Source organism: Pseudomonas sp. MPFS, assembly GCF_022537035.1.
Classification (GTDB): domain Bacteria; phylum Pseudomonadota; class Gammaproteobacteria; order Pseudomonadales; family Pseudomonadaceae; genus Aquipseudomonas; species Aquipseudomonas sessilinigenes.
Genome location: NZ_CP066123.1, coordinates 7,010,244 through 7,022,952 on the forward strand (window position 1 = coordinate 7,010,244; position 12,709 = coordinate 7,022,952).

The window sequence follows — 12,709 nt, forward strand, 5'->3', positions numbered from 1 at the left end:
GAAATGGCTATGCGCGAAGCTCAGCACCGGACGTTTCGTACCCATGATGGCGTCGAACTGTTTTACCGCCACTGGCCAGCCAGTGAAGTCTCTGCCGACCAACCACGCCAGGCGGTGATGTTGTTCCACCGGGGTCACGAACACTCCGGGCGCATCGCCCACCTGGTGGACGAGCTGGACCTGCCGCACATCGACTTCTTCGCCTGGGACGCCCGGGGCCACGGCCAGTCTCCGGGAGCCCGGGGCGACAGTCCAAGCTTCGCCACCAGCGTGCGTGACGTGCAGACGTTCTGCGATCACCTGGGCAGCGCCCACCAGATCGCCGAGGACAACATCGCCGTGGTGGCCCAGAGCGTCGGCGCGGTCATCGCCGCCACCTGGGTCCATGACTATGCGCCGCGGATCCGCTCCCTGGTGTTGGCCTCCCCGGCCTTCAAGGTCAAGCTCTACGTGCCTTTCGCCCGTCCCGGCCTGGCCCTGATGCGGCGCTTTCGCGGTAATTTCTTCGTCAACAGCTACGTCAAGGCGCGCTTCTTGAGCCACGACCCGCAACGAGTCGAGAGCTATGACAGCGACCCGCTGATCACCAAGGCGATTTCGGTGAATGTCCTGCTGGGGCTGTATGAGGCCGCAGATCGGGTCGTCGCCGATGCCCAGGCGATCCAGGTGCCGACCCAGTTGCTGATCTCCGGGTCCGACTTCGTGGTGCACCGCAAGCCCCAGGAGCAGTTCTTCGAGCGTCTGGGCAGCCTGCGCAAGGAAAAACACATCCTCCCGGGCTTCTTCCACGACACCCTGGGCGAAAAGGAACGCGCCCCGGCCATGGCCAGCATCCGGCGCTTCATCCTGCACAACTTCACCCTTCCTTTGCAGAGCCCTGCCCTGCTGGACGCCGACCGCCTGGGCGCCACCTGCGCCGAATCCGAGGCCCTGGCCGCGCCGCTGCCACGCAACTCCCTGCGCGACCTGTACTGGCGTACCACTCGCGCCAGCATGCGCCTGGGCAGCCGGCTCTCGGCGGGGGTCAAGCTGGGGTTCGACACCGGCTTCGACTCCGGCAGCACCCTGGACTACGTCTACCGCAACCGCCCCACCGGGCATACGCCACTGGGCCGGATGATCGACCAGAACTACCTGAACTCCATCGGCTGGCGCGGCATTCGCCAGCGCAAGCTGCATGTGGAAGAACTGCTGCGCCTGGCCATGGAACAGCTGCGTGGACAAGGCAGCGAAGTGCGCATCGTCGATATTGCCGCCGGCCACGGCCGCTACATCCTCGAAGCCTTGCAGGGGGTTGCGCCGCTGCCGGAATCGATCCTGCTGCGCGACTACAGCGATATCAACGTGCGTGACGGCAGTGCCCTGATCCAAGAAAAAGGCCTGGGCGATATCGCGCGCTTCGTCAAAGGCAATGCCTTCGACCGTGACGATCTCGCTGCCCTGGACCCCAAGCCGACCCTGGCGGTGGTTTCCGGCCTGTACGAGCTGTTCGCCGACAACCAGATGGTGGGCGACTCCCTGGCCGGCCTAGCCAGCGCCGTGGAGCCTGGCGGCTACCTGGTGTACACCGGCCAGCCCTGGCACCCGCAGCTGGAGCTGATCGCCCGGGCCCTGACCAGCCACCGCGAGGGCCAGGCCTGGGTCATGCGCCGCCGCACCCAGGCAGAGATGGACCAACTGGTGGAGGCCGCAGGCTTTCGCAAGGTAACGATGCGGGTGGATGAATGGGGCATCTTCAGCGTCTCCCTGGCGCAACGGGTGCAATGATGAGCGCAGGCGCCTTGCCGGCGCGCGAACCGGGGCTGCTCAAGCCGGCGGTGCTCTGGCTGCTGTTGCTGGCACCGTTGTTCTTCGGCACCTATGGTTTCGCCACCTGGGTCACTGCGCAGCGCGACGACGTCGCCAGCCTGGTCTTCGACTGGGAGCGGCACATGCCGTTCTGGGCCTGGACCATCGTCCCCTACTGGTCCATCGACCTGCTCTACGGCCTGTCATTGCTGCTGCCGCGCAGCCGCGGCGAACTCAAGCGCCATGCCCTGCGCCTGCTCAGCGCCCAGGTGATCGCCGTCAGTTGCTTCCTGCTCTGGCCGCTGCGCTTCACCTTCTCCCGGCCGGAACTGGACGGGCTGTTCGGCTGGTTGTTCGCGGTGCTGGCGGGTTTCGACAAACCCTTCAACCAGGCACCGTCCCTGCACATCGCCCTGCTGGTGGTGCTCTGGGTCTGCTATGCGCGGCATATCCACGGGGCCTGGCGCTGGCTGGTGCATGGCTGGTTCGCGCTGATCGGGATTTCGGTGCTGACCACTTATCAACACCACTTCATCGATGTACCCACAGGCGCCCTGGCCGGCTGGCTGTGCGTCTGGCTGTGGCCGCTGGATCGCCCCAGCCCGCTGTTCAGTGCTCGCCTGAGCAATGACCCAAGGCGCCGCCAGTTGGCCCTGCGCTATGCCTTCGCAGCGGTGGCGCTGGCCCTGGCGGCCTATGCCTGGAACGGCATCGGCCTGTGGCTGCTATGGCCGGCGCTGGCGCTGCTGCTGGTGGCGGTGAACTACGCCGTGCTGGATGCCGCGGGCTTCCAGAAGCGCGCGGATGGGCGCCTGAGCCCCGCCGCACGCTGGCTGCTGGCGCCTTATCTGGCGGGTGCCTGGATCAACTCGAGGTTGTGGACAAGAAACCATCCACAGCCGGACCAGGTTGTGGATAACGTCTGGCTGGGGCGCCTGCCCACCCCCGCCGAACTCCAGGCCAGCCCATTCGCGGCGGTACTCGACCTGTGTGCCGAACTGTCCCTGGATGGACGTCCGCTCGCGGCCTACCGGAGCCTGCCAGTGCTGGACCTGTGCGCGCCGAGCCCGGCCCAGTGCCTGGAGGCCGCCAAGGCCATCGAGGATCTGCGCCAGCACGGGCCGCTGCTGGTCTGTTGCGCCCTGGGTTACTCACGCAGTGCCACGGCACTGGCCGCCTGGCTGCTGCACAGCGGTCGCGCGAGCAGCGTGGACGGGGCCATCGTGCAACTGCAACGGGCACGCCCACACATCGTCCTGCAAGCGGCCCACCGCCAAGCCCTGCAAAGCCTGATCAGCGCCAGGAGCAGCCTCCATGCCCAATGACATGCAGCTGTACAGCGTCGCCAGCCTGCTACGCCGAGGGCAGGCACTGGACCAGTTATCCACAGGCCTGACCCTGCTCGGCGCCTTGTATGGCCTGGGCCAGTACCTGCTGGCCAGCGTCACCCTCGGTGGGCTGCTACTGAGCATCGCCCTGGTGGTGCTGGGGGTTGTGGAAAAGTACCTGGCGCTACGCGTCGCCTTCGATGCCGAGCTGTTCCAACGGGTGGCCGATGCCCCGACCTCCCTGGAGCACAGCACCCGCGCCCTGGACCAGGCCCTGAGCGCGCTCGGCCTGCAACCGGCCGAGCGCGGCGGGCGGCCCTGGCACGAACGCAGCCAGGGTGCTCTTGGCCTGCTACGCCGCCAGGCACTGCTGCTGGCGACCCAAGTGCTGGTGATATTGAGCGTGATTCTGATCAGCCCCTGGCTGGTCTTTGCCGGATAAGGAATGCCCATGTTCGAACCCCTGGTAGCCAACCTCATCACCTCCGCCGCCCGCAGCATTACCGGCGCCCGCAGCCTGTGGCTGGGCTCGGCGCCAGAGGCGGTGCAGCGGATCTACTTCGCCAACCACAGCAGCCACGGCGACTTCGTACTGCTCTGGGCCTCGTTGCCACCGGCCCTGCGACGCCTGACCCGCCCCGTGGCCGGCGCCGACTACTGGCAGAAAAGCGGCGTGCGGCGCTACATCATCAACCGCGTGTTCAACGGCGTGTTGATCGATCGCGAGCGCAAGGAGGCTGTGGATAACAACCCCCTGCAACCCATGCTCGAGGCCCTGGAAAGCGGCGACTCCCTGATCATCTTTCCCGAAGGCACGCGCAACCCGGAAGACGGCCTGCTGCCGTTCAAGAGCGGCCTGTACCACCTGGCCAAGCGTTATCCACAGGTGGAGGTGATCCCGGTGTGGATCGCCAACCTCAACCGGGTCATGCCCAAGGGCCGTTTCCTGCCCTTGCCGCTGCTGTGCACCATCAGCTTTGGCGCGCCCCTGGCGGTGGAAGACGGCGAAAGCAAGGAAGACTTTCTCGAACGCAGCCGCGCCGCGCTGCTGGCCCTGGCTCCGGAGCACGCCTGAAATGGATAAGCAGACCCTGATGTTGTTCGGCGGTATTGGCGCCATCCTGGTGCTGGCCTCGCTGATCGGATTGATCCTCAAGTGGCGTACCCGGGGCAGCCCCAACCCGGTGATCGACAACCTCAACGCGCGGATCAACGCCTGGTGGGTGATGGTGCTGGTGATCGGCATCGCCTTCTGGCTCGGCACCGCGGCGGTGATCCTGCTGTTCTATGCCGTGTCGTTCTATGCCCTGCGCGAGTTCCTGACCCTGACTCCCACCCGGCGCAGCGATTACCCGGCGCTGGTGGCGGCGTTCTACCTGGCCCTGCCCCTGCAGTACCTGCTGATCTACTCGGACTGGTACGGGCTGTTCTCGATCTTCATCCCGGTGTACGTATTCCTGCTGCTGCCGATCCTCGCCTCCCTGGGCGGCGACAGCACGCACTTCCTGGAGCGCGCCTCCAAGGTCCAGTGGGGCCTGATGATCGCGGTGTTCTGCGTATCCTTCGTCCCGGCCCTGCTGACCCTGGACATCGCCGGCTACGAGGGCCGCAACCTGCTGCTAATCGCCTACCTGGTGATCGTGGTACAGCTTTCGGACGTGTTGCAGTACGTCTGTGGAAAACTCTTGGGCAAGCGCAAGATCGCTCCCAACCTGTCGCCGTCCAAGACCGTCGAGGGTTTTGTCGGCGGCATCCTGCTGGCCTCGCTGATCGGCGGTGCGCTGTGGTGGATCACTCCGTTCAGTATCTGGCAGTCGTTCTTCATCGCCTTGCTGATCAACCTGTTGGGCTTTGCCGGCGGCATCGTGATGTCGGCGATCAAGCGCGATCGCGGGGTCAAGGACTGGGGGCACATGATCGAAGGCCACGGCGGCATGCTCGACCGCCTGGACTCGGTGTGCTTCGCCGCGCCGATCTTCTTCCACCTGGTGCGCTACTGGTGGACCTGACCGGGCACTAGCAGCTTGCCCTGTGGCGAGCGTGCGCAAGCACCCTCGCCACGAACCAGGTCAGCCCGGCAGGTGGCCCAGCGGCAAGGGGCCTGGGGTCTTCACGGTGTGGATCGCGAAGTTGCTGCGGATATCGCTGACCCCCGGGATCTTCAGCAGATGACCGGTAAGAAAGCGGTCGTAGCCCCGCAGGTCGGGCACCACCACTTGCAGCAGGAAGTCCGACTCGCCGGAGACCAGGAATGCCGAGATCACCTCCGGCAACTGCAACACCGCCTGGCGGAAGGCTTCGGCTTCCGCATCGTTGTGCCGCTCGACCTTGACCCCGACGAACACCGTCAGCCCAAGCCCCACTTCGTCGCGATCCAGGGTGGCCTGGTAGCCGCGAATCACCCCCGCGTCCTCCAGCATCCGTACCCGGCGCAGGCAGGGCGATGGCGACAGGCCAATCTCTTGCGCCAGTTGCACGTTGCTCAAGCGGCCGTCGCGCTGCAGGGCGGCGAGGATCTTGCGGTCGTAGGCGTCGAGTTTCATGGTTGGCATATCCGGATGGTCCTTTGGCTGAATACTGGAACTTTATGCCAACTTTTATGTGAGCGCTGGTTGATTACGCAAGCACCTGCCCTGCCCTCCAGCCCTAAACTGTGGGCACCGACTCGACAACGAATGGGGGTGCAACGTGGCGCAACTGTGGATGTTTTTCCTGGCCCTGGCGGTGGTCTACCTGCTGCCCGGCCCCGACATGATCCTGCTGTTGCAGACCGGCGCCCGCCAAGGCAAGGCCCAGGCATTGGCGACGGCCCTCGGCCTGGCCATCTCCCGCGGTTGTCACGTGGCTCTGGCGGCCCTGGGGCTGGCGGCGCTGTTCAAGGCCGCGCCCTGGACCTTCGATGTGGTGCGCCTGGCCGGCGCGGCCTACCTGCTGTGGATCGGTATCCAATGCCTGCGGGCCAACCTGCTGCCTGCGCTGGACGGCAGCGGCACGGCGGCCACCCCCTTGCGCTGGCGCCAGGCGATCCAGCGCGGGGTGCTGACCAACCTGCTGAACCCCAAGGCCCTGCTGTTCTGCTCGGTGCTGTTGCCGCAGTTCGTCGATCCCCAAGCCGGGGCGGTGGCACCGCAATTCATCACCCTGGGCGTGTTACTGGTGGGCGTCGGTGGGCTATTCGACTGCTGCTACGCCCTGGCCGGCGCCGGACTGGGTCGCTGGATGCAACGCAGCCCTTCGGCGCAACGCCTGCAGCAATGGCTGTTCGGCAGCCTGCTGATCGGCTTCGCCCTGCGCCTGACCTTCGTCCAGCAAGCCTGATTTGGCCGCAGACCGTACGACCTGACCTGGCGGCTACGCCTTCCGGCGGCGGATCAGGTAGGCGCCGCCCAGCAGCAGGAGCGCCGCGCCACCAGCGCTGGCCAGCTTGTGCTGTCCGAGGCTGGAGCGGGTGGCGTCGATCCACTGGGTCACATAGCGCTTGTTGGCGCTGCCGAAGTCCGGCTCCTGGCAGTTCATGCCGAAATTGCCGGCCCACTCTACGAACGGCCCCTGCTCCACGTAGCGCTTGTAGTAGTCGATCTCCAGGTCGGAGCCCCGGGTCCAGCGCGCGGCCTTGCACAGCACCGCGGCGAAGGCCTGGCTGGTGTGTGGCAGGTAATCCGCCGCACGGTTGCCCAGCTCCCCGGCCACGTAGCGATAGTGGTAGCGCACATCGGGCTCGGCGGTACTGGCCTGCTGGCGCTGCACTTCGTCGGCGCTGAGGAAAGGACCGGCCTGTACCGCGGGGATCTCCAGGTTATAGCTGCCCCAGAGGCTGTGGTAATCCGGCCCCATCTCGTAGCCGAGGATCTCCATGCCCGAGGCCCGCGCCAGCTTGCCCGCCTGGTAGTAGGCCTCGGCACGGCGGGTGGGCAGCCAGGCCGACTCGGCGCTGCTGCGATACTCACCGTAGGCCTTGGCAATGGCCTGGCGCTCGGGACTGTCGAAATAGCCCCAGCCTTCCTGGTAACGGCCCTCGCGCAGCAGGCGCCGTCCCAGCAGCTCGCGCAGCTGCGCGGCGATCGGCAAATGCTCGTAGTAGTCGTCTGCCTGCTTGGGCGTCGGTGGCGGCGCCGGGACCTGGGCGTCGACGAAGCGCTTGAGTTCATCCACGGTCAGCACCCGCTCCGCCACGGTCGCCGTGTCGTGCCAGTAGATCTCGCCACTGCGGTAGAGCAACTCGAACGCCTGCACGTAGTCGCCACGCTCCAGGGCCAGCACCGCGCTTTCGCCTTCTACCCGGCAGCCCGGCTTGAGGTCTTCATAGTTGCCATCGTAATCGCCGCGAAAGCCCCAGTTCTCATCCCGGGGAAAGGCCGCGGAGGCCTTGGCGTAGGCGGCCGCGGCGGCCACCTTGTCACCGTCGCGCACGGCCATCTTGGCCCGCAGCCACCAGGCCAGGCCGCCATCGCCGGCGTGCTCGAGCAAGAGCTTGGTGGTGGCGAAATCGCCATTCTGGTAATTCAGCGCCGCCAGCCGGTCGGCATTGTCGAAACGGCCGGCGGTGCCCTGGCTCAAGAGCTTGATCAGGTTGCGTTCGGAGTCCGGCTTTTCGCCAAAGGACCAGCCCTGGTGGGACACCAGCGAAGCGGTGAGCAGGCGCGCCACCGCAGGCTTCTTGAGCTGCTCCAGCAACTGCTCGTCCGGCAGGCTGCCCAGCTCGTTCACTACTTGTTTCAGGGAGCTGTAGCCGACCTCCGAACCCTGCAGGCTCTGGCTAGCATACAGGTCTATGGCCTGGCTCCAGTCACCCTGGTCCTTGAGGATGCGAGCCTCTTCGCCCAGGCTGGCGATGCCCAGTTCCAGCGGGTCGCTGAAGCCGTCGATGCTCAATTGCCGGGCTTGGATAAACGCCTGGCGCGCTGCCTGCAAGGTTTCGTGCCGGCCTTGTTCGTCCAGTTCGTTGGCTTCTTCATGGATGGATCTCAAGGCCCGGCCCAGGGAATAGGCAGCCCAGGTACTGCGCAGCGCCCGCTGCTGGGCAGGCAGTTGCAGCACCTTGCGGAAATACTCCGATGCCAGTTGGCTGTCCCCGGCATTGAAAGCCACCGCCCCGGCGGTATAGAGACGAATCTCGAGCGGCAAGCTGGCGCCCTGCTGCTCGGCGACGCGTCCGTCGTCGAGCTGGCGCAACTGGCTGACCAGGGTCCGCTGCGCTTCGTCCAGTCCCTGTCGTTCCGCCCAGTTGCGCTGCTGCACCTCGTAGCTCTCGGGCAGGCTGTAGTCGGAGTTGAAGGCGTCCTTGGCCACCGGCTTGAGCCCGGTAATGGCCTGGCCCAGGCGGCTGACTTCGAACTTGAAGCTGCCTTCGGGCAGTTCGGCCAGGGTTTGCGGGCGGTCCCCCAGCAGGCGCATGGGGAAAGTCGGCCCGCACGCCAGGGCCGGAGCCAGGGGCAGGAACAGACTCAAGCACAACAGGTGGCGGGATCTAGGGACGAACATGCACAGCTCCTTGGTCAATTTTTGTACAGCGGGCCCAACCCACGGCCCGGGTGCCACCCGCCGCCAGGCGGCCGGTCTGCTGGCGGGTCAGTAACAGCTGGCCGTCGCGAAGTTGGGCGGCATAGCCACCCAACCCATCGAATCCGTCGCATTGGGCAACGGCCAGGGACAGTTGTTCAGGCAGGGGACGATCGAGGTTGCCCGGATTGTCCAGGCGAATGTCGAACAGGCCATCCTGCTCACTCAGGCCGATGCTCAACTGACTGCTCAGGACCTCGCCCCGGGCCACCGCCTTGAGGGTATCCAGGCTCCAGGCCCGGACATCGCCCTTGAGCGGCAGGCGAAACCAGATCAAGCCGGCCAGGTGCGCTGGCGGGTCGTTGCGCAGGGTCTTGGCCAACAGGCTCAGTTGTTCGGGATCGGCCATCAGTTCGCGACGTTCGCCGCGCTGGGCGATGGGCGCCTCGCTCTCCACCAGCGGCCCGCCCTCGCCGGCAGCCAGCAGGGCCACGCCATAGGCGGGCACGGCCAGGTAGAAGGGTTTGTCGGTGACCTGCGCCCAGCGTCGGGCCCATTGTTCGGCTTGCCCGGGGTCGAACAGGCCCTTGCGCGGGTCGCTCACCGCATGCACCTGGAGCACGCTGCTATCGACCTGGGCCAACAGCCTCGGCAGTTCAGAGCTGCCAAGCCAGGCCGGAAGCGCGGTGATGCTCAGCCCCAGAGAGGCCGGCAACTGGGCTCGCAACCGCGCCAGCAACGCGGCATAACCCGGCAGCCGCGCGGTGGCGGCATCGTGATCGATCTCCAGGCCGGCCAGGACCAGGCCCTGCCCTTGCCAATCGGCCAACAGTTGCTGCACCTGGGAGAGAATCTCGTCCTGATTCAGAGAGGGCAATTGCCCATCGAGGCGAACCACCGCGATCAGCCGCCGACCATCCTGGCGCAGCACATCGGCATCGATCCGCGCCCGGCTCCAGCCAGCCTGTGGAAAAGCCTGCAAGGCCAGTACCCGGACTGTGGAAAAGTCTGCCCGGGACCCTGCCAGGGCTGCAGCGTGGGCCGGGGTCCACTGCCGTTGCCAGATGTACAGCTGCTGATCCAGCGCGGGCGCCTGCTCCTGGCGGCAGGCGCTGAGCAATAGCCCGCAAAGGAATACGGCGCAGAGACGGAGCAGAACCCGGGGGAGCATGGATCGTTGATTCCCTTTAACGCTGAAAACCCTGGAACATCACCGGGTCGATAGGCCCAGCAACCATCACCCGCAACCTGCGGCAGCGGCGACAAAATTCGCGTCAGCCTACGCAGGGGGCGGGTTGGCGGCAATCGTTGGGGAGGATTTTTTCTTCGCTCTACAGGTCAAGCACCAGGGGTGAAGATGAGTTATCCACAACAGCGGGAACCGCGCAGCAGATCAGCACCTGTCCGGCTTCCGGCACCTGCGCCGGAGGCTGTGGATAATTGACCTGGCCACTGAGCAGGCGAGTCTGGCAGGTGCCACAGGAACCACCCCGGCAACTGAATTCCGGGTGCAGGCCGGCGCGTTCCGCCAGTTGCAGCAGGCTGCCGCTGCCAGGTTGCCAGTCGTGCACCAGGCCCGAGTGCTGGAAACGCACCGGTACCGCTTCAGTCGCCGCCGGCGGCTGGGGCAAGCCTGGCGCCTCTGGGTCGACCCGACGTTGCAGGGTCGAGGGACCGAACGTCTCGGCATGGATCTGCCGATCGTCGATATCCAGGTCCCGCAACTGGTCGTACAACGCCTGGGTGAAGGCACCGGGACCACACAGCACGAAATCCACGGCGTCGTAGTCATCCAGTTGCAGATGCTCCAGCACCAGCCGGGTGTCGATCCGCCCCTGCCGATCAAAGGTCACGCCCGGCTGTGCCGTCGCCTCGGGCTGGCTAAGCAGGCGCAGTACCTGCAGCGCCTCCCCGGCTTGCTCACCGAGGGTTCGCAGCTCCTCGGCAAAGGGCTGTTCGGCAAGAGTACGCGAGCCCAGGAACAACCAGGTGGGGCGCATGCGCCGGGTACGCAGGCCTTGGTAGACCACCTCGCGCAGCATCGACAGCAAGGGCGTGATGCCCACCCCGGCCGCCAGCAGTACCAGCGGTCGCAACCCTTGGGGCTCGATGCTGAACTGTCCCTGGGGCGCCCTGGCATGCAGCAGGTCGCCCACCTCGACCCCATCGTGCAGGTAGCTGGACACCCGCCCTTCGCGCTTGACGCTGATGCGCAGGAATCCATCGGACGGGGCGCTGGACAGGCTGTAGGTGCGGATCAGCGGCTGCGGGTCGAGCCCGATCCGCAAAGGCAGGTGCTGGCCGGGCAGGAAAGGCGGCAGGCCGGCTCCGTCCGCAGGTTCCAGATAGAACGAACGGATGCTGTGGCTTTCATCCTCGATCCGCACCACCCGCAGCGGCCGCCATTGCTTGCCCAGGGCCTGGGCCCGCAGGCGCGCCTCGGCCTGGAGCCAGGAGCCGGTCAGCAGGTTGTTGGGGGACACACCGCGCAACGGCCCACGCAGGGACAAGGCCGCTGGACGCCGCACCATGCGCTCCACCTGGACCCGCCACAGCCGCTCGGCCCCCTGGAAGGCGCCGACCAGTGGACCGTCGAGGATGATCTGGGTGGAGCCGGTGAGCTGCAGCAGCTCGCCGCTGTGGAAATCGATGAACAACAAGCCGGCCCGAGGGTTGAGCAGCAGGTTGCCCAGGGTGTTGAAATGCAGGTTGCCGGCGAAATCCGGGATGGTCAGGCAATCGCCCTCGACCCGGACGAAACCGGCCTGGCCGCCACGGTGGGAAACATCCACCGAACGCTGGCCCTCCAGGTCCACGTAGCTGGCGACGAAGAAGGTGTCGGCGGCAGCGATCAGCGCCCGCGCGCCATCGTCCAGGCCCTGGTGATGCTGGGCCGGGCGGCTGGCTGGATCGTCCAGCGGCACCTGTTGCAGCTCGCGCAGCTGGATGTACTGCGGGCAGTTGCCGAAGGACTGCTGCACCCTCACCTCGAACCCTTGGGCGTCGAGGGTGGCGATCTGTCCATTGAGACGGTTACGCCGCCGGGTGTGCAGCTCGATCCCCAACAGGCCCAGCGCCTCACCCTCGTGCAGCTGCAACGGGTCATCGGCGGCCGGCAGGCTGTCCAGGCGTAGCCGGGTGTCCTGCGGGGCCCGGGCAAAACCGGGTGGCCCTTCGAGAAGGCTCGCCCATGGGCTGCCATCGACATCCACCGCGCCCACCAGGATGAACGGTAGCTGTTGATAGAACTGCCGATGCTGGTCGGGCATGGCTTGGCGGATGACCTTGGCCCCGAAGGCTTCCATGCGCTCGGCCACCCCGGCCTGGGCCTGCAACTGCCGTTCACCGGCGTGCCAGGGCGACTGGGTGCTCATGGAAACCTCCCTCGGGGCGCCTCAGGCGCTTTTCAGGCCCGCCGCCGTGGATGGCATGGCGACGAAACCCGGCAGGGCTTCGATGCGCTCCAGCCAGGCACGCACGTGGGGGTAGTCGGCCAGCGACACGTTGCCCTCCGGCGCATGGGCGATGTAGCTGTAGCCGGCGACATCGGCGATGGTCGCCTGCTGGCCGACCAGGAACGGCCGGGCGGCCAGTTCCTGATCCATGACCTTGAGCAGGGCATGGGCGCGGGCGATGACTTCCTCGGGGTTGAAGGTCGCGCCGAACACGGTGATCAAGCGTGCCGCCGCCGGCCCGAAGGCGATCGGCCCCGCGGCCACCGACAGCCAGCGCTGCACCTGCGCCGCTCCCACTGGATCGGTGGGCAACCAGCGGCCATCGCCATAGCGCTGCGCCAGGTACACCAGGATCGCGTTGGAGTCGGCGATCACCACGCCCTGGTCGTCAATGACCGGCACCTGGCCAAAGGCGTTGAGGGACAGGAACTCGGGCTGCTTGTGGGCGCCCTTGGCCAGGTCGACGAAAATGGTTTCGACCGGCAATTCCAACAGGGACAGCATCAACTCGACGCGGTGGGCATGGCCGGAGCGGGGAAAGTTGTAGAACTTGATGGCGGGCTGGGACATGGACGACTCCACGGGCAGGTGCACGGTCGAAGCGCCGCGCTGGAGGGGCTATCTTCCTGCCAGGGCAAA

Annotated in this window: 11 protein-coding genes; 6 read left to right on the forward strand and 5 right to left on the reverse strand. The window is 66.4% G+C overall.

The genetic code is table 11. The features are described 5' to 3' along the window. Window positions 1-9 precede the first annotated feature (9 nt). From I9018_RS32305 to I9018_RS32325, 5 genes are read left to right on the forward strand one after another with little or no spacing between them, the layout of a single operon-like run. Window positions 10-1,767 carry a bifunctional alpha/beta hydrolase/class I SAM-dependent methyltransferase gene (locus I9018_RS32305; protein ID WP_241108381.1) on the forward strand — a complete coding sequence of 586 codons (1,758 nt, stop codon included), beginning with the start codon at window positions 10-12 and terminating at the stop codon, window positions 1,765-1,767. Further along, window positions 1,767-3,113 (forward strand): phosphatase PAP2/dual specificity phosphatase family protein, encoded by a 1,347-nt coding sequence (locus I9018_RS32310; RefSeq protein ID WP_241108382.1) that lies wholly within the window; start codon window positions 1,767-1,769, stop codon window positions 3,111-3,113. Before I9018_RS32305 ends, I9018_RS32310 begins: the two co-directional genes overlap by 1 nt. Then, the gene (locus I9018_RS32315; protein WP_068576551.1) at window positions 3,103-3,558 is read left to right on the forward strand and encodes a hypothetical protein; all 456 of its coding nucleotides are present in this window, start codon (window positions 3,103-3,105) and stop codon (window positions 3,556-3,558) included. The genes I9018_RS32310 and I9018_RS32315 overlap by 11 nt, the downstream gene beginning before the upstream one ends. A gap of 9 nt (window positions 3,559-3,567) precedes the next feature. After that, on the forward strand, window positions 3,568-4,191 hold the full coding sequence (locus I9018_RS32320) for a lysophospholipid acyltransferase family protein (protein ID WP_241108383.1): 624 nt from the start codon (window positions 3,568-3,570) through the stop codon (window positions 4,189-4,191). A gap of 1 nt (window position 4,192) precedes the next feature. After that, window positions 4,193-5,125 carry a phosphatidate cytidylyltransferase gene (locus I9018_RS32325; RefSeq protein WP_241108384.1) on the forward strand — a complete coding sequence of 311 codons (933 nt, stop codon included), beginning with the start codon at window positions 4,193-4,195 and terminating at the stop codon, window positions 5,123-5,125. Window positions 5,126-5,185: 60 nt separating this feature from the next. On the opposite strand, the gene I9018_RS32330 is transcribed toward I9018_RS32325, so the two are convergent. Then, window positions 5,186-5,659, reverse strand: a complete 474-nt coding sequence (locus tag I9018_RS32330) for an Lrp/AsnC family transcriptional regulator (protein WP_068576645.1) — start codon at window positions 5,657-5,659, stop codon at window positions 5,186-5,188. Between the two features lie 145 nt (window positions 5,660-5,804). Here I9018_RS32330 and I9018_RS32335 point away from each other — a divergent pair, with 145 nt between their 5' ends. Then, window positions 5,805-6,434, forward strand: a complete 630-nt coding sequence (locus I9018_RS32335; protein WP_124347040.1) for a LysE family translocator — start codon at window positions 5,805-5,807, stop codon at window positions 6,432-6,434. Between the two features lie 33 nt (window positions 6,435-6,467). On the opposite strand, the gene I9018_RS32340 is transcribed toward I9018_RS32335, so the two are convergent. From I9018_RS32340 to I9018_RS32355, 4 genes are all read right to left on the reverse strand, one after another. Further along, window positions 6,468-8,597: a hypothetical protein gene (locus tag I9018_RS32340; protein WP_241108385.1), complete on the reverse strand. Its 2,130-nt coding sequence runs from the start codon at window positions 8,595-8,597 to the stop codon at window positions 6,468-6,470. Next, entirely contained in the window at window positions 8,584-9,786 is a 1,203-nt protein-coding gene (locus I9018_RS32345; protein ID WP_068576560.1) for a DUF3142 domain-containing protein, read from the reverse strand. Before I9018_RS32345 ends, I9018_RS32340 begins: the two co-directional genes overlap by 14 nt. A 160-nt stretch (window positions 9,787-9,946) precedes the next feature. After that, on the reverse strand, window positions 9,947-11,989 hold the full coding sequence (locus I9018_RS32350) for a pyridoxamine 5'-phosphate oxidase family protein (protein ID WP_241108386.1): 2,043 nt from the start codon (window positions 11,987-11,989) through the stop codon (window positions 9,947-9,949). 21 nt (window positions 11,990-12,010) lie between these two features. Beyond that, window positions 12,011-12,640, reverse strand: coding sequence for a glutathione S-transferase (locus I9018_RS32355; RefSeq protein WP_241108387.1), 630 nt, complete (start codon window positions 12,638-12,640; stop codon window positions 12,011-12,013). Window positions 12,641-12,709: the final 69 nt, after the last annotated feature.

Coding starts and splice junctions, on each gene's coding strand:
- I9018_RS32350 (WP_241108386.1), bottom strand. CDS start 11,989: ATGAGCACCCAGTCGCCCTGGCACGCCGGTGAACGGCAGTTGCAGGCC.
- I9018_RS32325 (WP_241108384.1), top strand. CDS start 4,193: ATGGATAAGCAGACCCTGATGTTGTTCGGCGGTATTGGCGCCATCCTG.
- I9018_RS32305 (WP_241108381.1), top strand. CDS start 10: ATGCGCGAAGCTCAGCACCGGACGTTTCGTACCCATGATGGCGTCGAA.
- I9018_RS32340 (WP_241108385.1), bottom strand. CDS start 8,597: ATGTTCGTCCCTAGATCCCGCCACCTGTTGTGCTTGAGTCTGTTCCTG.
- I9018_RS32315 (WP_068576551.1), top strand. CDS start 3,103: ATGCCCAATGACATGCAGCTGTACAGCGTCGCCAGCCTGCTACGCCGA.
- I9018_RS32310 (WP_241108382.1), top strand. CDS start 1,767: ATGAGCGCAGGCGCCTTGCCGGCGCGCGAACCGGGGCTGCTCAAGCCG.
- I9018_RS32330 (WP_068576645.1), bottom strand. CDS start 5,659: ATGAAACTCGACGCCTACGACCGCAAGATCCTCGCCGCCCTGCAGCGC.
- I9018_RS32320 (WP_241108383.1), top strand. CDS start 3,568: ATGTTCGAACCCCTGGTAGCCAACCTCATCACCTCCGCCGCCCGCAGC.
- I9018_RS32355 (WP_241108387.1), bottom strand. CDS start 12,640: ATGTCCCAGCCCGCCATCAAGTTCTACAACTTTCCCCGCTCCGGCCAT.
- I9018_RS32345 (WP_068576560.1), bottom strand. CDS start 9,786: ATGCTCCCCCGGGTTCTGCTCCGTCTCTGCGCCGTATTCCTTTGCGGG.